Annotated in this window: 24 protein-coding genes; 19 read left to right on the forward strand and 5 right to left on the reverse strand. The window is 61.1% G+C overall.

What is annotated here, in order from left to right; genetic code table 11:
* Positions 1 to 6: 6 nt before the first annotated feature.
* From A3OQ_RS0107390 to A3OQ_RS0107405, 4 genes are read right to left on the reverse strand one after another with little or no spacing between them, the layout of a single operon-like run.
* Positions 7 to 564 carry a hypothetical protein gene (locus A3OQ_RS0107390; protein ID WP_020174734.1) on the reverse strand — a complete coding sequence of 186 codons (558 nt, stop codon included), beginning with the start codon at positions 562 to 564 and terminating at the stop codon, positions 7 to 9.
* A gap of 32 nt (positions 565 to 596) precedes the next feature.
* Entirely contained in the window at positions 597 to 1,271 is a 675-nt protein-coding gene (locus tag A3OQ_RS0107395) for a LutC/YkgG family protein (RefSeq protein WP_020174735.1), read from the reverse strand.
* Entirely contained in the window at positions 1,268 to 2,716 is a 1,449-nt protein-coding gene (locus A3OQ_RS0107400) for a LutB/LldF family L-lactate oxidation iron-sulfur protein (RefSeq protein ID WP_020174736.1), read from the reverse strand. Before A3OQ_RS0107400 ends, A3OQ_RS0107395 begins: the two co-directional genes overlap by 4 nt.
* Positions 2,713 to 3,501 (reverse strand): (Fe-S)-binding protein, encoded by a 789-nt coding sequence (locus A3OQ_RS0107405; RefSeq protein ID WP_020174737.1) that lies wholly within the window; start codon positions 3,499 to 3,501, stop codon positions 2,713 to 2,715. The genes A3OQ_RS0107400 and A3OQ_RS0107405 overlap by 4 nt, the downstream gene beginning before the upstream one ends.
* A 152-nt stretch (positions 3,502 to 3,653) precedes the next feature.
* Between A3OQ_RS0107405 and A3OQ_RS0107410 the strand changes: the two genes are divergently transcribed.
* The 4 genes from A3OQ_RS0107410 (at position 3,654) to glcF (ending at position 8,548) form a co-directional block, all read left to right on the forward strand.
* Positions 3,654 to 5,090, forward strand: coding sequence for an FAD-linked oxidase C-terminal domain-containing protein (locus tag A3OQ_RS0107410; protein ID WP_020174738.1), 1,437 nt, complete (start codon positions 3,654 to 3,656; stop codon positions 5,088 to 5,090).
* A 254-nt stretch (positions 5,091 to 5,344) separates the two neighbouring features.
* Positions 5,345 to 6,532: a glycolate oxidase subunit GlcE gene (glcE, locus tag A3OQ_RS0107415; protein ID WP_020174740.1), complete on the forward strand. Its 1,188-nt coding sequence runs from the start codon at positions 5,345 to 5,347 to the stop codon at positions 6,530 to 6,532.
* 5 nt (positions 6,533 to 6,537) lie between these two features.
* The gene (locus tag A3OQ_RS0107420) at positions 6,538 to 7,209 is read left to right on the forward strand and encodes a hypothetical protein (protein WP_020174741.1); all 672 of its coding nucleotides are present in this window, start codon (positions 6,538 to 6,540) and stop codon (positions 7,207 to 7,209) included.
* 4 nt (positions 7,210 to 7,213) lie between these two features.
* Entirely contained in the window at positions 7,214 to 8,548 is a 1,335-nt protein-coding gene (glcF, locus tag A3OQ_RS0107425; protein ID WP_020174742.1) for a glycolate oxidase subunit GlcF, read from the forward strand.
* Here the strand turns inward: glcF and A3OQ_RS25275 are convergent.
* Positions 8,532 to 9,398 (reverse strand): hypothetical protein, encoded by an 867-nt coding sequence (locus A3OQ_RS25275; RefSeq protein ID WP_020174743.1) that lies wholly within the window; start codon positions 9,396 to 9,398, stop codon positions 8,532 to 8,534. The two genes, glcF and A3OQ_RS25275, sit on opposite strands and share 17 nt — an antisense overlap.
* 4 nt (positions 9,399 to 9,402) lie before the next feature.
* Between A3OQ_RS25275 and A3OQ_RS25020 the strand changes: the two genes are divergently transcribed.
* The 15 genes from A3OQ_RS25020 (at position 9,403) to A3OQ_RS0107505 (ending at position 26,331) form a co-directional block, all read left to right on the forward strand.
* Positions 9,403 to 9,729, forward strand: coding sequence for a hypothetical protein (locus A3OQ_RS25020; protein WP_020174744.1), 327 nt, complete (start codon positions 9,403 to 9,405; stop codon positions 9,727 to 9,729).
* A 172-nt stretch (positions 9,730 to 9,901) separates the two neighbouring features.
* Positions 9,902 to 10,537: a 2-hydroxychromene-2-carboxylate isomerase gene (locus tag A3OQ_RS0107440; RefSeq protein WP_020174745.1), complete on the forward strand. Its 636-nt coding sequence runs from the start codon at positions 9,902 to 9,904 to the stop codon at positions 10,535 to 10,537.
* A gap of 319 nt (positions 10,538 to 10,856) precedes the next feature.
* Positions 10,857 to 11,351: a division/cell wall cluster transcriptional repressor MraZ gene (locus tag A3OQ_RS0107445; protein ID WP_020174746.1), complete on the forward strand. Its 495-nt coding sequence runs from the start codon at positions 10,857 to 10,859 to the stop codon at positions 11,349 to 11,351.
* Positions 11,348 to 12,388 (forward strand): 16S rRNA (cytosine(1402)-N(4))-methyltransferase RsmH, encoded by a 1,041-nt coding sequence (rsmH, locus tag A3OQ_RS0107450; protein WP_020174747.1) that lies wholly within the window; start codon positions 11,348 to 11,350, stop codon positions 12,386 to 12,388. Before A3OQ_RS0107445 ends, rsmH begins: the two co-directional genes overlap by 4 nt.
* Position 12,389: 1 nt before the next feature.
* On the forward strand, positions 12,390 to 12,782 hold the full coding sequence (gene ftsL, locus A3OQ_RS0107455; RefSeq protein WP_020174748.1) for a cell division protein FtsL: 393 nt from the start codon (positions 12,390 to 12,392) through the stop codon (positions 12,780 to 12,782).
* A gap of 12 nt (positions 12,783 to 12,794) precedes the next feature.
* A complete protein-coding gene (locus A3OQ_RS0107460; protein WP_020174749.1) occupies positions 12,795 to 14,594 on the forward strand; it encodes a peptidoglycan D,D-transpeptidase FtsI family protein in 1,800 nt (599 codons plus the stop codon).
* Positions 14,594 to 16,051 (forward strand): UDP-N-acetylmuramoyl-L-alanyl-D-glutamate--2,6-diaminopimelate ligase, encoded by a 1,458-nt coding sequence (locus A3OQ_RS0107465; RefSeq protein WP_020174750.1) that lies wholly within the window; start codon positions 14,594 to 14,596, stop codon positions 16,049 to 16,051. Before A3OQ_RS0107460 ends, A3OQ_RS0107465 begins: the two co-directional genes overlap by 1 nt.
* 5 nt (positions 16,052 to 16,056) lie before the next feature.
* On the forward strand, positions 16,057 to 17,493 hold the full coding sequence (locus tag A3OQ_RS0107470) for a UDP-N-acetylmuramoylalanyl-D-glutamyl-2,6-diaminopimelate--D-alanyl-D-alanine ligase (protein WP_040580732.1): 1,437 nt from the start codon (positions 16,057 to 16,059) through the stop codon (positions 17,491 to 17,493).
* Between the two features lie 10 nt (positions 17,494 to 17,503).
* On the forward strand, positions 17,504 to 18,583 hold the full coding sequence (gene mraY / locus A3OQ_RS0107475; RefSeq protein WP_020174752.1) for a phospho-N-acetylmuramoyl-pentapeptide-transferase: 1,080 nt from the start codon (positions 17,504 to 17,506) through the stop codon (positions 18,581 to 18,583).
* A gap of 2 nt (positions 18,584 to 18,585) precedes the next feature.
* The gene (gene murD, locus A3OQ_RS0107480) at positions 18,586 to 19,980 is read left to right on the forward strand and encodes a UDP-N-acetylmuramoyl-L-alanine--D-glutamate ligase (RefSeq protein ID WP_020174753.1); all 1,395 of its coding nucleotides are present in this window, start codon (positions 18,586 to 18,588) and stop codon (positions 19,978 to 19,980) included.
* Positions 19,981 to 19,990: 10 nt separating this feature from the next.
* Positions 19,991 to 21,178, forward strand: coding sequence for an FtsW/RodA/SpoVE family cell cycle protein (locus A3OQ_RS0107485; protein WP_020174754.1), 1,188 nt, complete (start codon positions 19,991 to 19,993; stop codon positions 21,176 to 21,178).
* Complete coding sequence (murG, locus tag A3OQ_RS0107490; RefSeq protein ID WP_020174755.1) at positions 21,175 to 22,293, forward strand: undecaprenyldiphospho-muramoylpentapeptide beta-N-acetylglucosaminyltransferase; 1,119 nt, start codon at positions 21,175 to 21,177, stop codon at positions 22,291 to 22,293. The genes A3OQ_RS0107485 and murG overlap by 4 nt, the downstream gene beginning before the upstream one ends.
* Positions 22,277 to 23,677 (forward strand): UDP-N-acetylmuramate--L-alanine ligase, encoded by a 1,401-nt coding sequence (gene murC, locus A3OQ_RS0107495; RefSeq protein ID WP_020174756.1) that lies wholly within the window; start codon positions 22,277 to 22,279, stop codon positions 23,675 to 23,677. Before murG ends, murC begins: the two co-directional genes overlap by 17 nt.
* Before the next feature lie 156 nt (positions 23,678 to 23,833).
* Positions 23,834 to 24,748: a UDP-N-acetylmuramate dehydrogenase gene (murB, locus tag A3OQ_RS0107500; RefSeq protein WP_020174757.1), complete on the forward strand. Its 915-nt coding sequence runs from the start codon at positions 23,834 to 23,836 to the stop codon at positions 24,746 to 24,748.
* 56 nt (positions 24,749 to 24,804) lie between these two features.
* Positions 24,805 to 26,331 carry a hypothetical protein gene (locus A3OQ_RS0107505; protein WP_152428353.1) on the forward strand — a complete coding sequence of 509 codons (1,527 nt, stop codon included), beginning with the start codon at positions 24,805 to 24,807 and terminating at the stop codon, positions 26,329 to 26,331.
* Positions 26,332 to 26,335 lie beyond the last annotated feature (4 nt).

Raw genomic sequence — 26,335 nt, forward strand, 5'->3', positions numbered from 1 at the left:
GCCCGTTTATTTCTCCGGAGCCAAGGCAGGGAACTCCGCGATCACCTGTTCCGATGGCCCGTGTATGGAAATGCTGCGTGCAATAATGCGCATCGGCTTCACCGAGCGTTTCAGCGCCGTGATGAGATAGAGGTTTCCCTTATCTTCGGTGATGACGTCATTGAAAAAATTTTCGGCGGTGAGGGTGATTTTATCGCCGTCCGCTACATCGGCTAAAGTAATACTGGGGATGACGCGTGTGCGGACCTCGCCGGTGAAGATCGCAATGACCATCGCCGAAGAAAAATCGACATCGGGTGCTTTTTCGCCTGGCGCATGTTTTTCCCATAAAGCCTGCCACGCGGGTGCATCGGTAATGCGCTCAACGGAAGAGTCGTCGATATTCGAATCCGTGCCGTTCCAGCCGCGTAAGACCAATCCTGGCGCCTGCATCCGGCTTTGTCTTTGCGCGAAATAGCCTGCAAATGTCTCGGCCGCGACCGATTGGTCAAAGGCCTGTGCGGGAAGGGACGCCGATGCGAACAGCAATATGCAGGCTGTTCCAAAGATCGAGATGAAGCGCATCTGGCCTCCCGAAATGGCTTTAGCTGCCTAGTCTAAACGTCATTCACAACGATAATATGCAGCCGCCGCGGCCCATGCGCGCCGAGCAGTAAAGTATGCGCTATATCGGCGGAGCGCGACGGCCCGGTGACGAAATTCAACACCCGCGGCATTAGGCCCTTGCCATAGACCATTCGCAATTTGCGCAAAAGCCGCTCGTAATCGCTGACGATGTCGCTTGCCTGCAGCACAGCGATATGATGATCCGGCAGAAAATTGAGATGCGTCGGATTATCCGTGCCGGAGACGAAGGCCAGCGTGCCGGTTTCGGCGATGCCGCCGAAGGCGATACCGATACTCGTGAGATCCGAGCCGTCTTTCGCCAGCTCCAGGACGAATTCAGTTTCCGCCCAGGTCATAGTGGCGAGCCGGGGGTCTGCGCCGCCGCGGATTCTTGCCGCGAGATTATTGTCGCGCAGATAGGCTGCGACCTCGGCTGGAACAGCGTCGAGCGAGGCGACTTCGGCAAGGCTCGCCTGCGCGCGCAAGGCCTGGGTTTTGAAAATCTCCTTGCGAGTCGGCGGATCGCCTTGACCTCGCGCGGGGACAACGCCTTTCGGGGCGTGGTCGAGCCTGTCCTCGATGATCGAACGGCGCGGCGCCTCCTTGCCTGTCACGCCGAGCGCATGGCGAATCGATGCGAAAATCTCTGCGCGCGCGTCGCTCATGATCTTGGAGCTCTTGTTTGAGGTCCCGCATTGCGCTTCGCCCATTGCGCCTGAAAAGTGCCGCCCTGCGGCACGGGGAAATCGCGGCTCTTCGTCCAGGCCTTGAGAAAGGGTAGGGCATTCAGATTGTCTTTGCCGCGCCCGAAAAGCCCAAGCGCCCATATGGCCATGGATGTCGCGGCACGATAAAGCCGCGGATTTTTGGCGAAAAAGGCCCAGAATCCGAGCGCCGCGCGCTGCGTCCAAGGCATGAGATGGCGCTCGAAGGCGCGGTCGCGCCAAAGCCGCATGAGCTTCGGCAGAGGAATGCGCACCGGGCAGACCTCTTCGCATTTGCCGCAGAAGGTCGACGCGTTTGGCAGATCGGCGCTTTGATCGAGACCGATCAAGGCGGGAGTCAGCACCGCCCCCATGGGGCCCGGATAGACCCAGCCATAGGCATGGCCGCCGACGGCTTGATAGACCGGGCAATGATTCATGCAGGCGCCGCAGCGGATACAGCGCAGCATATCGGCAAAGGGACTGGCCAGCATGGAGGAGCGGCCATTGTCCAGAATGATGACGTGATAATGTTCAGGACCGTCGGGGTCGTCGGGGCGGCGCGGGCCGGTCGAGAGCGTCGTATAGACCGACATGTCCTGGCCCGTCGCCGAACGCGCGAGGACACGCAGGATCTGCGCGGCGTCCTCTAATGTCGGAACCAGTTTCTCGATCGAGGCCAGAACGATATGCACCTTGGGCAGCGTCTGGGTGAGATCGCCATTGCCTTCATTGGTGACGATGATCGACGTGCCGGTTTCGGCGATGAGGAAATTTGCGCCGGTGATGCCGACATCGGCCTTGAGGAAATTCTGCCGCAGAATGGTGCGGGCTTCGGCCAGCAGCGTCTCGGGCTCTTCGAGATTGCGCGCTATGTCGAGGTTGACATGGATGCGGCGGAAATCGCCTTCGACCTGAGCTTTTGTCAGATGCGCGGCCGGCGCGATGATATGCGATGGCGTCTCGTGGCGAAGCTGAATGATATATTCGCCGAGATCGGTCTCGACCGGCGTGATGGCATTGGCTGCGAGCACGGCGTTCAATCCCATCTCTTCCGAGATCATGGATTTGCCCTTGGTCACGATATGCGCATCGTGGGCCTTGCAAATAGCGAGCACGATCGCATTGGCTTCATCCGACGTACGGGCGAAATGCACATGCCCGCCCGCTGCCTTGACCTTCGCCTCATAGGCTTCGAGATAGAGATCGAGATGCGCCAAAGTGTGGTTCTTGATATCGCGGGCGCTGTCGCGCAAGGCATCGAACTCGGGAAGATTTGCGACGGCAGAGGCGCGATTGGCGACGAATCCTGTCGGCACATGCGCGAGCGCCGATTGCAGATCGGCATCACCCAAAGCCTGATGCGCATTGGCCTTGAATTGCGCGGATGTCGGCGTGATGCTCATGGCTTTTGTCCTCGCCCGATCGGCGGTGTATCGGTCATATCGGCTAGGACTTCGGCGATGTGGCGCACTTCGACCCCGCTGCCGCGCCGCGCGAGCTTTCCTGCCATATTCATGAGACAGCCGAGATCGCCGGCAAGCAGCACGGGCGCGCCGGAGGCTTCGATATTCATCGCTTTCTTATCGGCGATGGCGGAAGAGATCTCTTCATATTTGACCGCGAAGGTGCCGCCGAAGCCGCAGCAGACCGTCGCTTCCTCCATTTCGACGAGATCGAGACCGCGCACGCTTTTCAGCAATTGACGCGGCTGTGCTTCGATCCCCAATTCGCGCAGGCCGGAACAGGAATCGTGATAGGTCACTTTGCGAAGAAAAGATGTATCCACGGAGGTAACCGCCAACACGTCGGTAAGGAAGCTTATAAGTTCATAGGTCTTGGCGGCGAAGCGATCGGCTTTAGAGGCGTAATCGGGATCGTCCTTGAAGAGTTCGGGGAAATGTTTTGCCATCATGCTGGCGCAGGAGCCGGATGGGGCGACGACATAATCGAAGACCTCGAAGGTGCCGATGATCTTGCGGGCGAGAGCTCGAGCCGTGGCGCGGTCGCCGGAATTGTAAGCCGGCTGGCCGCAGCAGGTCTGTAGCGGCACCTCGACCGTGCAGCCTGCATCCTGCAGCAATTTGACCGTGGCAAATCCAACCGACGGCCGGATCAGATCGACGAGGCAGGTGACGAAGAGCCCGACACGGGGGCGGGATCCCGAAAGAGGTCCCGTCGAAATCGTCATTTATGTCTCCATCGCGCCTTCGGCTGCCGCCCAGCGGAAGGGCAGCCGCACTCTATCTTCAAACAAAACTTTACCGATATAAGCCTAAAGAGGGTTGTCCTGGTCTGATACCGGGTGCAAATGTAGAAGAGTTCCTATAAGCGAGCCGCACGATGAGCGCCATCCGTTTTCCGACCCCAGACGCCACGATCATCGATCGCCGCGAGGCGATCATCGCGGGCTTGGCAGAGCTCGTTCCGTTCGATTGTCTCGTGACGAGCGAGAACGAGCGGCGCGCCTATGAGACCGATGCGCTCACGGCCTACCGGCGGATGCCGCTCGCGGTCGTGCTGCCGCGCACGACCGAAGAGGTCTCGGCCGTTATGGCCTATCTGCATAAGTCGGGCGTCAAGGTCGTGGCGCGCGGCGCTGGCACCGGCCTCGCGGGCGGCGCGATCCCGCATGAAGACGCCGTTGTCGTCGGCGTCGGCAAGATGAACAAGATTCTGTCCGTCGACTATCCCAATCGTACGATCAAGGTTCAAACCGGCGTGACCAATCTCGGCATCAGCGATGCGGTGATGGGCGACGGGTTCTTCTATGCGCCGGACCCCTCGTCGCAGCTTGCCTGCACGATCGCCGGCAATATAGGTATGAATTCCGGTGGCGCGCATTGCCTCAAATATGGCGTGACCACCAACAATGTTTTGGGCGTCAAAATGGTGCTGGTCGATGGCACTGTGGTCGAGATCGGCGGCGCGCATCTCGATGCCGCGGGCCTCGATCTTCTCGGCATCGTCGTCGGCTCCGAAGGCCAGCTCGGCATCGTAACGGAAGCAACCTTGCGCATCCTGCGTTCGCCCGAAGGCGCGCGGCCGGTGCTGTTTGGGTTCGAGTCGAGCGAGGCGGCGGGCGAATGCGTCAAGGCGATCATCGGCGCGGGACTTGTGCCCGTCGCGATGGAATTCATGGATAAGCTCGCGATCGAAATCTGCGAGGGCTTCGCGCATGCGGGCTATCCGCTCGATGCGGGCGCGCTGCTCATCATCGAAGTCGAGGGCTCGCCCGCCGAGATCGAAGCCGATCTCGCGCGCATCGTCGCGATTGCGAAGATGCATGGCGTGATGACGATCAAGGAATCAAAATCGGCAATGGAAACCGCGGCGATCTGGAAAGGCCGTAAATCGGCCTTCGGCGCGACGGGGCGCATTGCCGATTATATCTGCATGGACGGCACGATCCCGACCGGGCAATTGCCGCTCGTGCTGCGGCGCATCGAGGAAATCTGCGCGGAACGCGGGTTGCGCGTCGCCAATGTGTTTCATGCCGGCGACGGCAATCTGCATCCGCTCATTCTCTATAATTGCAACGATCCCGTGGAACAGGAAAAGGCCGAGCGCGCCGGCGACGAAATCCTCAAGCTCTGCGTCGAGGTCGGCGGCTGCCTCACCGGTGAGCATGGCGTCGGAATCGAGAAGCGCGAGCTGATGCCCTATCAATTCTCGAAGTTCGATCTCGATCAGCAGATGCGCGTGCGTGCGGTGTTCGACGAGGCCTGGCTGCTCAATCCGGCCAAGGTCTTTCCGCTCGGCGGCCGCGAAGCGGCGTGAGGATTATGGGCATTTTGCGATTGGTGGACATTAAGATACGCGGCTTTATGCGCGAACCCCTCTCCCAGTGGGAGAGGGTGGTTGGCGGAGCCAACCGGGTGAGGGGTTACGAACTCGCAATTGAAAGATCGTAACCCCTCATCCGCCCCGCTTCGCGGGGCACCTTCTCCCACAGGGAGAAGGTTCGCGCACCACCGATTTAGCTTTCTACCCGGTCGATCGCATCCTCATGAAAAGGCTCTAGCTCCGTTCAAATGGCCATTTTTTCACCCGCGTCGGAAGTCGAAGTCAGAGAGGCCGTCATCGCGGCGCGGACCAATCGCCGTCCTTTCGCCATAAGGGGAGGCGGAACGCGTTCGAGCCTTGGGCGTCCGGCCGAGGCGGAAGATATTCTCTCGACCGAAAGACTGCGCGGCATCACGCTTTACGAACCGGCCGAGCTTGTCATCTCCGCCCGTGCGGGCACGCCGCTCGCCGAGGTCGAGGCTCAATTGGACGCGCATCGCCAGCGTTTGCCCTTCGAGCCCATGGATCATCGCCAGCTTTTGGGCAGCACGGGCGAGCCTTCGATCGGCGCGATCGCCGCCTGCAATCTCTCTGGCCCGCGCCGGATTCAATTGGGCGCCGCGCGGGATTTTCTCATCGGGCTCAAGCTCGTCAACGGGCGCGGCGAAAGCATCAAGGGCGGCGGCCGCGTGACTAAAAACGTCACCGGACTCGATATGGTCAAGCTCAATGGCGGGGCGCATGGCACGCTCGGCGTTCTGACGGAGGTCACTTTCAAGGTTTTGCCGGCAACGGAAGAGTCGGGCACGTTGGTTCTTGTCGGCCTCGACGATACGCGCGCCATCGCGGCGCTGTCGGCAGCGCTGACATCCCCCTTTCAACCGACGGGCGCGGCGCATCTTCCGGCGGGTCTTGCCGGCGACCGCGCACTGACGCTGATCCGGATCGAGGGCTTCGCTTCAGCCGTATCCTACCGCCTCGAGGCTATGCGGACCTTGCTTGCCTCTTATACGGCGGGCGAGTTTTTCGATAAGGAGCGCACCGCGCAGCTTTGGCGCGACATTCGCGATTGTGCCTTTCTGGCCGAGCCGAGAGATAGAGCCGTTTGGCGCATCTCCGTCGCGCCGGCCGAGGGCGCCAAAGTCGCCGACGCGATCAAAAGCCAACTCGACATGCGGTATTTCTACGATTGGGGCGGCGGCCTTTTGTGGCTCTCCGTCAACGCTGCGGGCGATGCAGGTGCGCTGGCGATCCGCCAAGCCGTGGCGAAATTCGGCGGCCACGCGACGCTGGTGCGGGCGCCCGCCGAAACGCGGGCGGCAACGTCCGTGTTTCAGCCTCTGGCCGAGCCCTTGATGAAAATCACCGCCGGGATTAAAGCGAGCTTCGATCCCGACCATCTCATCAACCCCGGCCTCATGTATGCGGGGATTTGAGAGCCATGGCCTTTGTCGATCTCGCGGTCGCTGACCGTTTCTTCGCGCTGCCCTTGAAAGAGCGTCTGGCGCGCATTCTCGATGTCGCCTTTCCGATCTGGTGCACGCATGTCAATGAAGGCGTGAGCCTCGTCTATGACAATACATGCGTCATGGTCCATGACGTGACCGCGAAAATCATGGGCGTGGAAACGCGGCTTGCCAAAGGCGGCTTCGAGATTTTCGGATCGCGTCAGGCTTTGCGGATCGAAATGGCGCTCGAACAGTTCAATCCGGACGCGGGCGGTTTCTCCACAACGGCCACGGATGACAAGCTGGCCTATCTCTTCATGCTGCAATCATCGATCAAGGCCATGACGTCGGAGGACTTCCGCTTCGAGCCCCAATGTCTCTTGCCGCCGGACGAAACCCAGAACAGGGAACTCGTGGAAACCTACAAGCACGTGTTTTCGGCGCAGTTCCGGTTCTGGCCGAAGGAGCTTTCCGATTATCAAAGCCGCAGAGAGGCTCTTCACGCCGCCCTGAGGCACATGCCGAGCGCGTCCATCGTGGAACAGGATTTCTCTGCCGAGCTGCGGGTCAAGAACAGGTTCAAGCTGAAACGCAAGGAGCCGCTTGAGACAGTCGCGACCGAAGTGGCAGCAATTGCCATCGGTCTCGATCTGAGAAACGATTGAGGCCATGCAAACCACCTTCACTTTGGAACAGCTTTGCGAAAGCCATACGGCCGCGTCTGAAAAGATTCTGCGCAGCTGCGTGCATTGCGGGTTCTGCACGGCGACCTGCCCGACCTATCTCCTCGAAGGCGACGAGCTCGACAGCCCGCGCGGCCGCATCTACCTCATCAAGGACATGCTCGAAGGCGGCAAGCCCGCGACCGAAGAGGTGGTGAAGCACCTCGACCGCTGCCTGTCCTGTCTCTCCTGCATGACGACTTGTCCGTCGGGTGTGCATTACATGCACCTCATCGACCATGCCCGCGCCTATGTCGAGGATACCTATCGGCGTGGCTGGAGCGATCGGCTGCTCCGCACTCTGCTGGCGCATGTTCTTCCCTACCAAGCGCGGTTTCGCCTGGCACTTCGCGCCGCTGCGCTGGCGCGGCCCCTGATGGCGCTTTTGCCGAAGGGGCGTGATCCTGCCAAGGAAGACCAGCCGCGTCTCTTCGACCGGCTGCGGGCGATGCTCGAACTCGCGCCTACGACTCTGCCCATACCCCCGGCAGAGCAGGCGGCAACTCCCCAGATTGCGAATGGCACCGCGCGGCGGCGCGTGGTGATCCTGGGCGGCTGCGCTCAACCGGTTTTGAAACCCTCGATCAATGCCGCCGCTGCGCGGCTGCTGGCGCGGCAGGGCATCGAGGTCGTCGCTGCGAAGGGTGAGGGCTGCTGCGGGGCGCTTGTCGAACATATGGGCCGGGAAGAACAGGCGAGGGTCTTTGCGCGCGCCAATATCGACGCGTGGATGGCGGAGATCGAGACCGGTGGTCTCGACGCGATCCTGATCACCGCGTCCGGCTGCGGCACGACGGTCAAGGATTACGGCTTTCTCTTGCGCGACGATGACGTCTATGCCGCGAAGGCCGCCAAAATTTCCGCTTTGACGCGCGACATCAGTGAATATTTGACCGATCTTCCCGCTCTTCCGGCGCGGCCGAACGCGTCTGTTATCGCTTATCATTCGGCTTGTTCGCTGCAACATGGGCAGAGGGTGACGGATGCGCCGAAGCGGCTTTTGCGGGAGGCGGGCTTCATCGTGCGCGATATTCCGGAGGGCCACATCTGCTGCGGGTCGGCCGGCACTTATAATATGATGCAGCCGTTTTTCGCGCGACGGCTGCGGGCGCGAAAGATCGCCAATATCGAAAAGCTGCATGCCGACATCGTGGCTGCCGGCAACATCGGCTGTCTCACGCAGCTCGAGGCCGGACTATCGATGCCGATCGTTCATACGATCGAACTTCTCGACTGGGCCTATGGCGGTCCCGCGCCCGAGGGACTCATCGTCGCGAATTGATGTGAGGCTGCAAATTCGTCGAGAACGGATTGCAAATCGCGCGATGTGGCGCATGATAGCGCATCGGGAATGAGAAGAGGGTGGAGCGGATTATGACGGTGAAAAAGACGTCGGCATCCAAGACATCTGGCAAGGCCAAGACGCGAGCCGCATCAAAGAAACGCAAGGTGACGGGGACCGGAAGCCCGGCCAAAAAGGCTGTCGCGAAGAAGGCGGTCGCCAAGAAGAGCGTTGCCAAGAGAACGGTTGCTAAAAAAGCGGCTCCAAGAAAAGCCACCGTCAAAAAGGCCTCGGTCAAAAAAGCTGCCGCCAAAAAGACAGCGGTCAGGAAAGCCGTCGCGAAAAAGGTGCCCGCAAAAAAAACTGTGGCGCGGAAATCCGCCGTGCAAAAGGCCGTTGCCAAGAAAACTCTTCCCAAGAAGACCCTCACCAAAAAGGCCCCGGCCAAGAAGACCCTGTCTGCCAAGCCGGTTGTAAAGCCGGTATCGAAAATCGCCGCCTCGGTTAGAACATCCCCTGCTACCGCACCAAAGGGCGGCGCGTCGAAAGCGCCGAAGGCAAGAGCCGTCGCGTCAAAGCCGCGGACGCGCCCAAGCCCCCCGAAGACAAGTCCAACGCGGCCCGCAGCGGCGGCGTCGAGAGCGAAACCGGCCGAAGGTCCGGCGGCAAAGCCGATAAGCGCGCCGCGCAGTCCCACGCGGAAGGCGGGGCCGCCGCAGCGGCCGGCGCGTAGCGCCGCGCGTGGCGTGGCGCCTATGCCGGCCTCTGCGCCGACCGCGAAAGAGGCCGCATCGCGCAGTCTGGCCGATGAATCCCTGTCCGAGCAAAAGCTGCGCGAACATGTTCGCACCGCCGTGCTCTATCTTGACGCTTGGCTGCGCAGCAGCGGCGCGGAAACAACGCCTGCCGTGGTGGAATTGGCGCAGCCTGCCGAAGCCTCGCGCGCCCAGGTTTGGCGGTGGCTCGAAAAGGAAGCGCGTTTCGAGGATGATCGTCCGATGACGCCCGAGCTTTTCGAAGCCGTTCTCAATCGGGAAATGGAGCTCTTGCGCGAAGACATTGGCGCCGAGGCCTATGAGGCCGGGCTCTTCGTCACCGCGGCGCAGCTCTTCCTGGATTTGGCGCTTGCGCCGGATTTCGAGGATTTTCCGGGCCTGCCCGCGACGCGGCTTTTGGATTAGCTGCGCTAAACTGGCGATGCGCGGCTTGCGCTTTTCGGCGCTGTCGCGCAATTTCGCGGCTCCGCGCCGCCAGATCACTTTCCATGGAAAGTGATCGGTTGAATAAATTAGAGCGGGATGCGTGCGCAAAACCGCTTCACACTTTTGCTCATCCCGCTCTGGAACCGGTCTGATGACGAGCAGCTCACCCCGCCAGATCGATTATTATTTCAGTCTCTCCAGCCCCTGGTCCTATCTCGGCCATCCGGAATTCATGCGGATCGTGGCCGGGCAAGGGGTCAAGGTCGCGTATAAACCAGCAGCGCTCGCCGCCGTCTTTGAGGCGACCGGAGGATTGGTCCTCGCGAAGCGCCATCCCGCACGACAAAACTACCGGCTGGTGGAGCTGCAGCGCTGGCGCGACAAGCGCGGCGTGCCGATGTGCATGCACCCCAAATTCTGGCCGCTCGATCCGGCGCTGGCGGACCGGACGATCGTTGCGCTGGTCCTGAGCGGCGCGCCGGTGGAAAGCGTGCTGCCGCAATTCTTCACCGGCGTGTTCGAAAACGAACGCAATCTTGCCGATCCGGCGACGATCGCAGAGCTGCTCGCCGAGGCGGGATTGGACGCCGAGAAGATGCTTGCGCTGGCGCAGAGCCCGGCGGCTGCGGCTGCCTATGAAAGAAATACCGCTGATGCCGTCGCCGCCGGTGTCGTTGGTGCGCCGAGCTACGTGCTGGACGGCGAGCCGTTCTGGGGGCAGGACCGGCTCGAGCTTCTGGAGGACGCGCTGAAAAGCGGGCGCGCCGCCTATTCGCCGGTCGTCTGAGGCCGTGGGCTTTTGATCCTTCTGCTCGGCTGTTCAAAGCCGTTTCCGGGTGCTTTGCCCAGCTTCGCCGTTCCTCTTTACCGCGAAGGCCTCAATTTCACCCGTCCTTAACCTTAACGCGCCTTAATCACGGAACCGTCAAAAGGCGGTGTTTCCGTCCCTCGATCGCGTTGACCCCCATAAACTCCCATGATATCCCAAACTGTCCCGTACAGCTTTTCGATTTGGCAGGGGCCTTCAAACCGCATCCTCACTGGGGATACGGCACGGAGCGCTCACGCTCTCGTTTTGACTCTTCGGGCGATGCGGGTGTGTTTGAGTGGATCGTTTCGTCTCGCATTTCACCAACCGGCTCGACGCCAAGGGCAGGATATCGATTCCCGCTCCGTTTCGAGCTGTCTTGATGCGCGATGGTTTCGAGGGGCTTTACGTCCATCCCTCTCTGGACCAGCAGGCGGTGGATTGCGGCGGCAACGCGCTTTTGCAGGAGATCGATGGTCTTCTGGCAAAATTGTCTCCCTATTCGGAGGAGCGGGACCTGTTCTCGACCGCGCTCCTCGGGACAAGCGAGATTTTGAAGGTCGACCCGGAGGGCCGGGTCGTTTTGACGGAGACGATCAAGGCCTATGCCGGGGTGACGGGCGACGTCACCTTCGTCGGGCAGGGCAACAAGTTTCAGATCTGGGAGCCGAACCGTTTTCAGGCGCATCTCGAGGAGGCCAAACATCGGGTGCGCGATATGCGAAGACAGCTCAGCTCCGGATCCGCGACGCCGGACGTGCCGGTGCCGCGATCGCATGGAGCACGGGAATGAGTGCGGACCGCAGCGATGCCGATAGGCCCGCTGCGGGCGGACCGGTCCGGCACATTCCCGTGCTTCGCGACGAAGCGCTGGCCGCCCTCGACGTTCGGGAAGGCGGACTCTATCTCGACGCGACCTTCGGTGCCGGCGGCTATTCGCGCGGCATTCTCGCAACGCCCGCAACCCGCGTGCTGGCGCTCGACCGCGACCCGACGGCGATCGCCGGAGGCTTTGACCTCGTCGAAGAGGCGCAAGGGCGACTCATCCTGTCTCAGGACCGATTCTCGAATCTCGCCGGGGCGGCGCGAGATCTCGGCTTTTCCGGTTTCGACGGTGTCGTCCTCGATATCGGCCTCTCGTCGATGCAGCTCGACGAGGCGGAACGCGGCTTCTCCTTCCGGTTCGAGGGGCCGCTCGACATGCGCATGGGGCCCGAGGGGCCAAGTGCGGCCGATCTCGTCAACACATTGGACGAGGTGGAGCTTGCCGACATTTTTTATCACTTCGGCGAGGAACGTGCCTCGCGGCGCATCGCGCGCGCGATCGTGCATGATCGCGCGATCACGCCTTACACCACGACGCTGGCCTTGGCGCAGATGATCGCCCGCGTCGCGCCAAACCGGCCAAGCGACATTCATCCGGCGACGAAGAGCTTCCAAGCCTTGCGCATCGCGGTGAACGATGAGCTCGGCGAGCTCGCGCGGGCGCTTGTTGGCGCCGAGAGCCTTTTGAAGCCGGGCGGACGGCTTGCAGTCGTCACTTTCCATTCGCTCGAAGATCGGATCGCGAAGACATTTTTCGCGACGCGCTCGGGGCGCGGCCAAGCCGCTTCGCGGCGTCTGCCCGGCGAACCGGAAGCAAAAGAGGCGACTTTCAGCCTGCCGAAGGGTCAGCCCGTCGCTCCATCGCAGGATGAGATCAAGCGCAATCCGCGTGCGCGCTCGGCAAAGCTGCGCTTCGGCATCAGGAGCGAGGCCGCGCCCCGCGGGCTCGATGAAGCGCTCGCAAAGCTGATCCGTTTGCCGCAACATGATGCGAAAGGCCGCTGAGATGGTGCGGTTTTTAAACCTCCTTGCGATCCTCGCCTTGGTTGGCTCGGCGATCTATGCCTATTCGATCAAATACGAGACGATTTTTCATGCCGAGAAAATCGCTTCGCTCAAACATCAAATCAAAGACGAGCAGGATTCGATCGGCATGCTCAAGGCCGAATGGGCGCATGTCATCCGCCCTGAACGGGTGCAGCCTCTGGCCGATAAGCTCCTCGATTTGCAGCCCTTGGCGCTGAACCAGATCGTCGGCCCCGAAGCCTTACCCGATCGCGGCATGAGGGTCGACGAAATCGGCCGTAAGCTTGAAGCGCTTGGCCTGGCCGAGCCGACCAATACGCCGCGCGACGGCAATGCCGCCGGTTCCGTCACGCCTTCCAGCCCTGCAAGATGAGATGCAAAACGCATGAGCATCGCGCCCAGTTCTTCTCAGCCTGATCGCCAAGACGCTGCAGCGAAGCCGACGCGCGTGCGCAGGCTGTGGCGCTTCTGTGTCGGGCTCTTCGCGACGAAGCTCGATAAGAGCACGCGGCGCATCAAGCTCGTGGCTGTGATCTTCGTGCTTGTCTATGGCGTCATCTGCGGAAGGCTCGTGATGCTTGGCCTGCATTCGGGAACGCAGCAGGCTTTGAAACATGGTGCTTCGGAAGTCGTTGCCGCGGCAAGGCCGGATATTCTCGATCGCAATGGCGAAGTGCTGGCGACCGACATCAAAGTGATGTCGGTTTTCGCCGAGCCGCGCCGCATCATCGACAAGGACGAGGCCGTCGAACTTCTGACCGCCGTCCTGCCCGATGTCGACGCGAAGGAATTGCGCGAGAGATTGAGTTCGGGCAAGGGATTCGTTTGGGTCAAGCGGGCGATTACGCCGAAGCAGCAGCAGGAAGTCTATCACCTTGGGCTTCCGGGTGTCGGCTTTCTGCCGGAGAACAAGCGCGTCTATCCGAATGGCTCCATCGCGGCGCATGTGCTTGGCTTCGCCAATCTCGACGGCGTCGGCATTTCGGGTCTCGAAAAATATATCGACGGGCAGGGGCTCGCAGATCTGCACGGCGCAGGCTTCAGTCTGACGCCCGAGACTCTGAAGCCCATCGTGACGTCGCTCGATCTCGAAGCGACTTATGTCGTGCGCGAAGAACTCGAAAAGGGAATCGCGAAGTTCAAGGCAAAGGCGGGTGCAGCCGCCATCCTCGACGTCAATACGGGCGAAGTCGTGGCTATGGCTTCATTGCCCGATTTCGATCCGAACAATCCGGCCGATGCGCTCGATCCCAATCACATCAACCGTCTGTCGGTCGGTGTCTATGAAATGGGTTCGACCTTCAAGGCGATCACGATCGCGATGGCGCTCGAATCCGGCAAGGTGAATTTGAACTCGCGCATCGATGCGCGGAGCTGGCTGCGCTACGGGCGCTTCACGATCCATGATTTTCATGCCCAGCATCGCGTCCTTACTTTGCCCGAAGTCTTCACTTATTCTTCGAACATCGGCACGGCCCGCATGGCTTTGATGGTCGGTGTCGAAGGCCATAAGGCGTTTTTGCGCAAGATGGGCCAATTGACACGGCTCCGCACGGAGCTGCCGGAATCGGCCGAGCCGCTTGTGCCGAAGAACTGGGGTGAATTGAATACGATGACGATCGCCTTCGGACAGGGTCTCAATGTCGCACCATTGCAGGCGATCATGGCCGTCGGCGCACTTGTCAATGGCGGTATCATGGTGCCGCCTACCTTCTTGAAGCGAAGCGAAGAGGATGCGAAGAAGGATGCGCCCCGGGTCGTGCGGCCCGAGACATCCGAAACCATGCGCTATCTCATGCGGCTCAACGCGGAAATAGGTTCCGCCAAGCTTGCGAATATTCCGGGCTATTTCATCGGCGGCAAGACCGGCACGGCGGACAAGATCGTGCATGGTCACTATTCCCAGGATAGAGTGTTCACGACCTTCATGGCGATCCTTCCGGCCGATAAGCCGAAATATCTCTTCCTCACATTGATGGATGAACCGCAAGGTCTGCCGGAAACCGGCGGCTATCGCACCGCCGCGTGGAATTCTGGTTCGGTGACGGGTAAGATCATCGAACGCACGGGGCCGATGCTCGGCATCGCGCCGAGGATCGATCTGCCGACGCAGCCTTTTCCGCTGCTGGCTAAACTCGGTTATGGAATGGCCAATATTCCGCAAACCGGGCACGGAGGCCATTGATGCATTTGGCCGATTTTCTTCCCACGGCTGAAATTCCGGCGCGTTTCGCCGGGCGGGAGGTGCGCGGCCTCAGTGTCCATAGCGCGACGATCGAGCCGGGCTTTGTATTTTTTGCGGTGCCCGGCACCAAGGTCAATGGCCTCGCCTTCGCACCCGAAGCGGTCGCCAAAGGCGCGATCGCTGTCGTGGCGGAAAGCGATCCCGAGACGGGCTTCGAAGATGCGGCTTTCGTCAAGGTCGCAGACGTGCGCAGCAGCCTCTCATTCGGCGCGGCACGTTTCTACCAAGAGCAGCCGGAGACGATCGTCGCCATCACCGGTACGAGCGGCAAGACATCGGTTGCCGCTTTCACGCGGCAGATCTGGGCAAGGCTCGGGAAGCTCGCGGCGTCGCTCGGCACGCTTGGCATCGTCGCGCCCTTGGGCGGCAGCTACGGCAGCTTGACCACGCCGGACCCGATCCAGATGCATTGGGCCATGGCGCGCCTGGCCGATGAGGATGTGACGCATCTCGCCATGGAAGCCTCCTCGCACGGCATCATCCAGCGGCGTCTCGACGGCGTGCGTCTCGCAGCGGGCGCCTTCACCAATCTCTCGCGCGATCATCTCGATTATCACGCGACGCTTGAGGACTATCTCGATGCGAAACTGCGGCTCTTCGATACTTTGCTTCACAAGGGTCAGCCGGCCATCGTGAATGCCGACAGCGATGTGGCCGATAAAGTCATTGCGACTTGCGAGGCACGTGGGCTTCGTCTTTTCACCGTGGGCGCGAAGGGCACGGCTTTACGCTTGGTGAAGGTGACACGCGAAGGACTCATCTCGCATATAGGGGTCGTCTATGACGGCAAGACCTATGCGGTGACGCTTCCGCTTGCCGGCGATTTTCAAGTCTCGAATGCCTTAGTCGCGGCCGGGCTCTGCATCGCGACGGGCAGTCCGCCGGACGAAGTTTTCGCCGCGCTCGAACATTTGGAAGGCGCGCCGGGCCGGCTGGAGCTCGTCGGGCGCTATCGCGACGCGCCCGTCTTCGTCGATTATGCGCATAAGCCAGATGCGCTCGACAAAACCCTGCGCACCTTGCGCGCGCTGACGGCGAAAAATCTCGTCGTCGTCTTCGGCTGCGGCGGCGATCGCGACATGGGCAAAAGGCCGATCATGGGAGACGTCGCGGCACGCCTTGCCGATCAGGTCGTCGTCACGGACGATAATCCACGTAGCGAAGATCCGGCTTTGATCCGGCGCGCGATCCTTGAGGGCGCCGGCGCCGCAGCGCGCATTCGCGAGATCGGCGATCGTGCCGCAGCGATCGCGGAAAGCATCAAGGCGCTTCAACCGGGCGATGTGCTCTTGATCGCCGGCAAAGGCCATGAGACCGGCCAAATCGTCGGCAATCGCACCTTGCCCTTTTCGGACGCCGATTGTGCCAGAGCCGTCCTCAAGGACCTCGGCACGTGAATATGATGACAACAGCACTTGAGCCCTTATGGACCGGCCTTGGCCTCGTCGCGCCGCTCGAAGCGCGCGTCGGCGGCTATGTGCCGTCGGCCGCCTATGGCATTTCGATCGACACGCGCACGCTGGTGCAAGGCGATCTGTTCTTCGCGATCAAGGGCGATGCGAATGACGGCCATGATTATGTCGAAGCCGCGCTTGAAAAAGGTGCCGCCGCTGCCGTGATCGATGAGGCCCATGCCGATGCGCTCAAGGGGCAGGGCCCGCTTTATATCGTACACGATGTGCTCGCCGCGCTGCGGCGGCTGGGAGAAGCCGCGCGTCAGCGCTCCGCCGCGCGTATCATCGCGGTGACGGGATCGGTCGGCAAGACGTCGACGAAAGAAGCGCTGCGCCTCGTCTTTACGCAAAGCGGTCCGACGCATGCCTCGGTCGCGTCCTATAATAATCATTGGGGCGTGCCGCTTACTTTGGCGCGCATGCCGAAATCGGCCCATTACGGGGTGTTCGAGATCGGCATGAATCACGCTGGCGAGATCACGCCGCTTGTTGCGATGGTGCGGCCGCATGTTGCCATCGTGACGAATGTCGCGCCGGTTCATCTCGAATATTTCGACAGCGTCGACGCCATCGCTGACGCCAAGGCCGAAATCTTTTCAGGCTTGATGCGCGGCGGCACTGCGATCATCCATCGCGACAGCGCGCAATTCGAACGGCTCGAAGCGCATGCGAAAGACTCTCCCGCCGAGCATATCCTGAGTTTCGGCGAGCATGAAAAGGCCGACGCACGGCTTCTCGATATTACGCTTGCAGCCGATCATTCGATGATCCATGCCCGTATCTTCGGGCGCGAGGTGACCTATCGCCTCGGCGCGCCGGGCAAGCATCTCGCCGTGAATTCCTTGGCTGTGCTGCTGGCGGCACGTGCGTCAGGTCTCGCGCTCGACAATGCGGTCGCGTCGCTTGCCTTTTTCCAAGCCCAGGCGGGACGGGGACAGAGGCTGATTTTGGAGACCGCGCAAGGACCGTTTACGGTCATCGACGAGAGCTATAATGCCAATCCGGCTTCGATGAGCGCGGCTTTGGCGCTTGCCGGTGCCTTGCCGGTCGAGGCCGAAGGCCGCCGTATCGCCGTGCTCGGCGATATGCTGGAACTGGGTGCCGACGAAGCCGCGTGGCACCGGGGAATCGCTTCCGACGTCGGCGCAAATCATATCGATCTCGTCTTCGCGGCGGGACTTTTGATGAAGTCTCTCTTCGAGGTTCTGCCGGTCGAGACGCGGGGCGCCTGGCGCGAAGATGTCGCCGATCTCGAACCGCTGCTGCTCGATGCGGTTCGCCATGGCGACATCATCATTGTCAAAGGATCCAACGGCAGCCGCATGAGCAAAATCGTCAATGCGCTCAAGCAGAATTTCGCAGCGCCCGCCCCGACGCAGGTCTAAGGATTAGAATATGCTCTTTTGGCTTGCGGAACTTTCAAGTCACGGTCCGCTCAATCTCTTTCGCTACATTACGTTTCGGGCCGGTGGCGCGACGGCGACGGCTTTGTTCTTCGTCTTCTTTTTCGGACCGAAGATCATAGCGGCTCTGCGCCTGAAACAGGGCAAAGGGCAGCCGATCCGCACCGACGGTCCGCAATCGCATCTTTTGACGAAGAAGGGTACGCCCACCATGGGCGGGTTGATGATCCTCTCCGGGCTCATCGTCGCGACTTTGCTTTGGGCCAATCTCACCAATCCCTATATTTGGATCGTTCTGCTTGTGATGATCGGCTTCGGCCTCATCGGCTTTTACGATGATTATTTGAAAGTGACGCGGCAGACTCACAATGGATTTTCCGGCCGGATCAGGCTTCTGCTTGAGGCTTTGATCGCGGTCATCGCCTGCGCCGCGATGATGTGGCTCGGCGGTCCCTATACGACAGGGCTCGCTTTGCCAGCGATCAATGGGTTCGTCGTCGATCTCGGCCTATTCTTTCTGGTCTTCGGGCCTTTCGTGATCGTGGCCTCCGGCAATGCGGTCAATCTGACCGACGGGCTCGACGGGCTTGCGATCGTGCCCGTGATGATCGCCGGGGCGACTTTCGGCATCATCGCCTATCTCGCGGGCAATGCGATTTTCTCGACCTATCTCGGCATTAATTTCGTGCCCGGCGCCGGCGAACTCGCCGTTGTCGTTGGTGCGATGATCGGAGCGGGCCTGGGTTTTCTCTGGTTCAATGCGCCGCCAGCGCAAATCTTCATGGGCGATACGGGTTCGCTCGCACTCGGCGGCTTGCTTGGCACGATCGCGGTCGCGGTGAAACATGAAATCGTGCTGGCCATCGTCGGCGGCCTTTTCGTGCTCGAGGCGCTGTCTGTCATCGTTCAAGTCATATCCTTTAAATTGACCGGCAAGCGCGTCTTCAAGATGGCGCCGATCCATCATCATTTCGAACAGCTCGGCTGGTCGGAGCCGCAGGTCGTGGTCCGCTTCTGGATCATTGCCTTCGCGCTGGCTCTGATCGGCCTCTCGACCTTGAAATTGAGGTAAGGATGACACCGATTACTTCTTTCAAGGATAAGAATGTCGCTCTCTTCGGTCTCGGCGGTTCGGGCTTTGTCAGCGCGCAGGCGCTCGTTGCCGGGGGTGCCAATGTGTCGGTCTGGGACGACAAGGAAAGCGCCCGCGACAAAGCCAGAGAGGCAGGCCTCAACGTCGTCGATCTGCATGACGCCGATTGGACGCAATTCTCGTCCTTCGTGCTCGCGCCCGGCGTGCCGCTCACTCATCCGGAGCCGCATTGGAGCGTCAAAAAGGCGAAAGAAGCCGATGTCGAGATCATTGGCGACATCGAATTGTTCTGCCGTGAACGCGCCCATATCGCGCCGCGCTCGCTCTTCGTCGCGATTACCGGCACCAATGGCAAATCGACCACGACAGCGCTTGTCGCGCATCTGTTCAAGAGCTTTGGCTATGACGTGCAGGTCGGCGGCAATATCGGCACGCCCATTCTCGCGCTCGAGCCGCCGGCCGATAATCGCGTGCATGTCATCGAATGCTCGTCGTTTCAGATCGACCTCACGCCGTCGATCAATCCTTGGGTCGGCGTTTTGCTCAATGTCACGCCGGATCATCTCGACCGGCATGGCACGATGGAAAATTACGCGGCGATCAAGGAAAGGCTGGTGGCCGGCGCTGAAAACGCCGTCATCTGTCTCGACGATGACATCTGCGTCGCGATTGCCGATCGTTTGAAGAAAGCCAAGAAGTCCGGAACCTCCGTTTCGGTGACGCATGACGATCTCGCCGAAGGGATCGTATTGGATGGCACGCGTCTCGTCCGGCGTGTTCAGGGCCGCTCGCTGACCATCGCGGATCTCGCCGGGATCGCGTCGTTACGCGGCAAACATAATGGCCAGAATGCCGCCGCGGCCGTCGCGGCGCTAGGCTCGCATGGGTTCGATCTCGACCGCGTCCGGGCGGGTTTGCAAAGCTTTCCGGGTCTGCCGCATCGGATGGAAGAGGTCGGCCAGCTCGGCAAAGTACTCTTTGTTAACGATTCGAAGGCAACCAATGCGGATGCCGCCGAAAAAGCGCTTTTATCCTTCGAGCAGATTTTCTGGATCATCGGCGGCCGCGCCAAGGAAGGCGGCATCGAACCTTTGCGAAGCCTGTTTCCGAAAGTCGTGAAAGCCTATCTCGTCGGCGAAGCGACGGAGCTTTTTGCCCGTACCATCGGCGATGATTTGCCTTACGAGCGTTGCGGCACCCTGGATGTCGCGCTTCTCGCGGCAACGCGCGATGCCGAAGCCAGTTCGCTCGATGCGCCGGTCGTGCTGCTGTCGCCGGCTTGTGCCTCGTTCGATCAGTTTCCGGATTTCGAGAAGCGTGGCGATTATTTCCGCGGACTTGTGAAAGCGTTGCTTGCCGAACGAGAGAAGGTCTAAGGGGGCAATCATGGTCTCGCGCGTCGAACGTTCAGCTCTGGCCAATTGGTGGTGGACCGTGGACCGCTGGCTTTTGGCCGCGCTCGGCACCTTGATCGTTCTCGGTCTGGTGCTCACCATGGCGGGGAGCCCGCCCGTCGCCGAGCGTCTGGGCCTTCCGACATTTCATTTCGTGCATCGCCAGGCGGAGGCTCTCGTCCCCGCACTCGCAGTTTTGATTGCGGCCTCGTTTCTATCGCCGCGTCACGTCCGGCGTGCGGCACTCTTGATCTTCATTGTTTCGATGGCTTTGATTATCGTCGCGCTTCTGTTCGGTCATGAGGTAAAGGGCGCGCGGCGCTGGATCTTCGGCATTCAGCCTTCGGAGTTTTTAAAACCCGCCTTTGTCATTCTCGCCGCTTGGGCCTTTTCGGAAGGTGCCAAACGCAACGATGTGCCGGGTAATCTTCTCGCGCTGCTATTGCTGCCCATCACGATCGTACCCTTGATCCTGCAGCCTGATTTCGGCCAGACCATGCTGATCTCACTCGTCTGGGCGAGCCTGTTTTTCATGGCGGGATTGCACTGGTTCTGGGTCGCGGGCATCGGCGGCATAGGCATGAGCGGTGTCTTGCTCGCCTATAAATTCGTGCCGCATGTGCGGGCGCGTATCTTGAAGTTCATCGATCCGGGGACGAGCGGCGGCATCGTCGACACGTTCCAGGTCGATACGGCGCTCGATAGTTTTCTCGCCGGCGGCTGGTTCGGCAAAGGTCCTGGCGAGGGCACGATCAAGCGCATTCTTCCGGACGCGCATACGGATTTCATCTTCGCCGTCACGGCTGAGGAATTCGGCATCGTCACCTGTCTGTTCCTCGTCACGCTCTTCGGCTTCATCGTGCTGCGCGGCCTCTTCAAGGCGACGCGCGACGAAGATCCATTTTGCCGTTTCGCGGCAGCCGGCCTTTTGCTGCTCTTTGGCCTGCAAAGCGCGATCAATATGGCGGTCAATCTGCATCTGATGCCCGCCAAAGGCATGACTCTGCCTTTCATCTCTTATGGCGGTTCGTCCTTGATCTCGCTTGCGCTCGGCATGGGCTTCCTGGTCGCCGTCACCCGCAAAAGGCCGCACTCGGCCTTGATGCTCGACATGCATGAACACGAGATGCCGCAAGATCACATGCAGCATGACGATTTGCCTGTGGAACAAGGCGCATGACGCGTCCGGTGCTTGTTGCCGCTGGCGGAACCGGCGGACATTTGTTTCCGGCCGAGGCTTTGAGCAATGCGCTGATCGCGCGCGGCTATGCGGTGGAACTCGTCACCGATGAACGTGCCACGAAATATGGCGGCAACTTCCCGGCACGCGCCGTTCATCAAATTCCCTCCGCGACGCCAAGCGGCGGTTCGCCTTTTGCCAAGGCTTTGGCGCTCTTTACACTCGCGCGGGGCACGCTCGCGGCCTATCGTCTGTTGAAGGAGACGAAGCCCTTGGTCTTGGTTGGATTTGGCGGTTATCCCACGGTGCCGCCAGTTCTCGCCGCGCGCTTTCTGCACGTGCCCGTGATCCTGCATGAAGCCAATGCCGTCATGGGCCGCGCCAATCGCTTTTTGGCGTCGCGCGTCGATATTATCGCCAAAGGCTTCGAGACATTGGGTGGTGCGGATGCGAAGCTCGCCGCCAAAACGCGATTGACCGGCAATCCCGTGCGCCCTTCGGTGTTGGAGGCGGCCCAAACGCCGTTTCCCGATTTTACGGACGGCCGACTGCGGATTCTGGTGACGGGCGGCTCCCAGGGCGCGCGCATCATGTCGGATGTCGTGCCCGCGGCGATCGAGCTTCTACCGGAAGAGATTCGGCGCAAGCTCGTCATCGTCCAGCAGGCGCGCGAAGAAGATATGGCGCGCGTGGCCGGGCTCTATCAGCGCCTCGGCGTCGAGGCGGCGGTCAGAAGCTTCTTCCCGGATCTGCCGGCGCGCATGGCCGCGGCGCATCTCGTGATCGGCCGGGCAGGGGCTTCGACCGTTTCCGAACTGGCCGTCATCGGCCGTCCCGCGCTTCTGGTTCCCTTTCCCCATGCGATCGATCAGGATCAGGCGGGCAATGCGGCGCAGCTCGCCGAAAGCGGCGCGGCCATCGTCGTGCCGCAGACGCGGTTCACGCCGCAATGGCTCGCTGGCGCCTTGACCGAGGCGCTGAACGATCAAGGCGATTTGTTCTGCCGGGCCGAATTGGCAAAGCGCGTCGGAATAGCAGACGCGGCCGAACGGCTCGCCGATCTTGTGCAACAACTGGCTTCGAGCCAGGAGGATGGCCATGAAGCTTCCGCGTGAATTGGGCCCAATTCATTTCATCGGCATAGGCGGCATCGGCATGTCGGGCATAGCCGAAGTTTTGCTCAATCTCGGCTATCCGGTGCAAGGCTCGGACGCTTCGGAAAATGCCAATGTCTTGCGGCTGCGTGAAAAGGGCGCCCTCGTCCACATAGGCCACAAGGCCGAGCATTTGGGGCTGGCGGAAGTCGTCGTCGTCTCGACGGCGATCAAGCGCGACAATCCCGAACTCGTTGCCGCGCGGGAGCGCCGCCTGCCGGTGGTGCGGCGCGCCGAAATGCTCGCCGAACTCATGCGGCTCAAGCGATGCGTCGCCATCGCCGGCACGCATGGCAAGACGACAACGACATCGCTGGTAGCAACCTTGCTCGATGCGGGCAAATTCGACCCGACCGTCATCAATGGCGGCATCATCAATGCCTATGGCACCAACGCGCGGCTCGGAGCCGGAGACTGGATGGTGGTCGAGGCGGACGAAAGCGACGGCACATTTTTGAAGCTGCCCGCCGATATTGCGATCGTCACCAATATCGATCCAGAACATCTCGATCATTTCGAGACCTTCGACGCGATCAAAGAGGCGTTTCGCGCCTTCGTCGAAAACCTTCCCTTCTACGGTTTCGCGGTGATGTGCCTCGATCATCCGACGGTGCAGGAGCTCGTCGGCAAGATCGAAGACCGCCGCATCATCACCTATGGCGAGAACCCGCAGGCCGACGCACGCCTCGTCGATGTCGATCTGACGGGCGGCGTGTCACGCTTTTCGGTCGTGATCCGCAATCGGCTGGGCGGCGAGACGCGCCTCGACAATCTCATGATGCCCATGCCCGGCCATCACAATGCGATGAATGCGACGGCGGCCTTGGCCGTCGCGCATCAGCTCGGCATGTCGGCCGATGCCATTCGCGCCGCGCTCGCAGGTTTCAGCGGCGTCAAGCGCCGCTTCACCCGTACGGGCGAATGGAACGGCGCGACGGTCTTCGACGATTACGGCCATCATCCGGTCGAGATCGCCGCCGTGCTGCGCGCCGCCCGCGCGTCGACCAAGGCGCAGGTCATCGCCATCGTGCAGCCGCATCGCTATACGCGGCTCCATTCGCTCTTCAATGAATTTGCGACCTGTTTCAACGATGCCGATACGGTCATCGTCGCGGACGTCTATTCGGCCGGAGAAGCGCCGATCGAAGGCGCCGACCGCGATCATCTCGTCACGGCTTTGAAAGCCCATGGCCATAGGCAGGCTTTGGCGCTTTCGGGTCCCGACGCGCTGCCGGGCATAGTGCGGGGGCTTGCCAAGCCCGGAGACTATATTGTCTTTCTCGGTGCCGGAAACATCACGCAATGGGCCTATGCCCTGCCGGGACAGCTCGCGGCGTTAAGCTGATCGTTGCGAACCTTCTCCCCTTGTGGGAGAAGGTGCCGAGCGAAGGCGAGGCGGATGAGGGGTTACATCCCTTCAATTGCGCGATCCTAACCCCTCACCCGGCTTGCTCCGCAAGCCACCCTCTCCCTCTGGGAGAGGGTACGGTCCAGGCCCGTCATGTTCGAAGATATCGTCACGCCGCTTTCGCTCTCGATGCCGGAACTGCGCGGCTCGCTTATCGCCAATGTCGAATTGGCGCCTTGGACCTGGTTCAAGACGGGCGGTCTCGCGCAGGCCGTCTTCACGCCAGCCGATGCCGAGGATCTCTCTTATTTCCTGTCGCATCTCGATCCCGACGTGCCGATCTTCATTTTGGGCCAGGGCTCGAATGTGCTCGTGCGCGACGGCGGAATCGAAGGCGTCGTGATCGCGTTGGGTCCGGGCTTCAACGACATGTCGTTTCAGGGCGAGATCGCGACGATCGGAGCCGCCTCGCTCGGCGTGAAGCTTGCGAGCGCAGGAATGATGGTGTCGGTCGCGGGCTTTTCGTTTTTGCGCGGGATTCCCGGCGGAATCGGCGGCGCGCTGCGGATGAACGCCGGCGCTTTCGGCTCCGAGATCAAGGATATTTTCGTGTCCTGCGAGGGCATCGACCGGCAGGGCGATCTGCGGACCTTCGCGCTTGACGACATGGGTTACACCTATCGCCATTGCGGCGTCGAGGGCGTGATTTTCACGCGCGCGAAGCTGCGCGGAAAGCCGGGCGATCAGGAGCAGATCCGCAAGGAGATGGCGGAGATCGCAGAGGCGCGGCAAGCAACGCAGCCGGTCAATACGCGCACTGGCGGTTCGACCTTCAAAAACCCTGCAGGCCGCAAAGCTTGGGAATTGATCGATCACGCCGGCTGCCGCGGCCTTGTCATGGGGGATGCGCAGGTTTCCGAGCTTCACTGTAATTTTCTCGTCAATCGTGGCCATGCGACCGCGGCCGATCTCGAAAATCTCGGCGAAGAGGTGCGCCGCCGCGTCCTGGGCGCTTCCGGAATCCTGCTTGAATGGGAGATCGAGCGGGTCGGCAGGCATAAAAATTAAGGCTCAGAGACGATGATCCGGCGGAAAATTCCCGCAGGGGCAATCAAGCGATGAGCATGTCTTCTTCCGCGCGGGCCGATGTCGCGTTACCATTTGATCTTGAAAGCCTTTTGAAACGCTGCGCGCGGAGCCCCTGGCTGACCGTCGCGATCGTTGCCATCGCCATGCTGCAGCAGGCGCTTGGCCATGTGAATTGCGACACCTCCTGGTTCATGACCTTTGCCGAGAAGGTTCTCGGCGGCGCGACGCCCTATATCGACATCTCCGACCCTAATCCGCCGGTGGCGTTTCTCGCCTATATCCCGTCCCTCCTGTTGGCACGCGCGCTTGGCCTCGCGGCCGAGCCTGTCGTCATCTGCCTCGCCTTCGCAGGCGCCTTGCTCTCGATCGGATTCGGGGGGCTCATTCTCAAAAGGTCCGGCCTGTTGCAGCCAGACGAGACGATGCCGGCGCTCGCCGCGGCGAGCTTCGTGCTGCTCGTGGTTCCGGCTTTCTGTTTCTCCGAGCGGGAGCATCTGGCGCTCATTCTCGTCTTGCCTTTGCTCGCGCTTTGCGCGGCACGGGTGAAGGGCGGCGCAAGTCCCGCTCTTTGGCTGGCGCTCTTGGCAGGGCTCGGCGCCGGACTGGGTCTCGCGTTCAAACCCTATTACGTGCTCCCCGTCGGCTTGGCGGTGCTTTACGCGGTTCTCCACCGGCGCGCCTGGCGCCTGCTGTTTACGCCTGAAATTTTCACGATGGGCCTCGTTCTCGGCCTCTATTTCGTGGCGATCGTCTGGTTCTTTCCGGCCTATCTCACGCAAGCGCTGCCGCTGATCACCAATGTCTATGTGCCAGCGCGCGAGTCACCCCTCTTTGTCCTGATGGTTCCAGCGTTTCTCGCCAATGTTCTATTGCTTCTCATACTCTTCTACGTCGCGCGCGGCCGTTTCACCGATCCGCGCCTTCCGGTTCTGATCGCGGCCTCGATCGGATTTCTGGTGACATTCCTCATCCAATCGAAAGGCTGGATGAACCATGCCTATCCAGGCTTCGCCTTGGCGCTGCTCGCCATGGCCTTCGGCCTCCTCGGCAAAAACGAGACGGCAAGCCGGCGGCGGTTTGCGCTCTCGATCTTTCTGCCGGCAAGCCTGATCGCGCCTCTGCTCTTCGGAGCGCCCATCGATTTCGGCAATAAGGAGGAGTTTCCCGGCGTGAAGGCCGCAGTCGAACGTCTCGCGCCCGCGCATCCCAAAATCGCGGCGCTGGCGGAAGAACTCGACCTCGGCCATCCTCTGGTGCGTCAGCTTGGCGGTACCTGGATCGGACGGCAGAATTGCCTTTGGGTGTCCTATACGGTGAAATATCTTCTCGGCCGGGGCGGCGTCGATGAAGCCCGGCGCGCCAGCCTCCTGCGCTATAAGCTGGCCGACGAGGCCATGTTCGCGGAAGATGTGCGGCGCGGCCAGCCGGACGTGCTTCTCACCGAAACGCCGGAGCTCGAAGCCTGGGCACGCCACGAGCCAGCTTTAGCGGATATTTTCGACTCCTATCATCTGGCGGGGCATGCGGGCACAGTGTCGATCTGGCTGCGTGACAAGGCATGATCCT

Source organism: Methyloferula stellata AR4 (assembly GCF_000385335.1).
Taxonomy (GTDB): Bacteria; Pseudomonadota; Alphaproteobacteria; order Rhizobiales; family Beijerinckiaceae; genus Methyloferula; species Methyloferula stellata.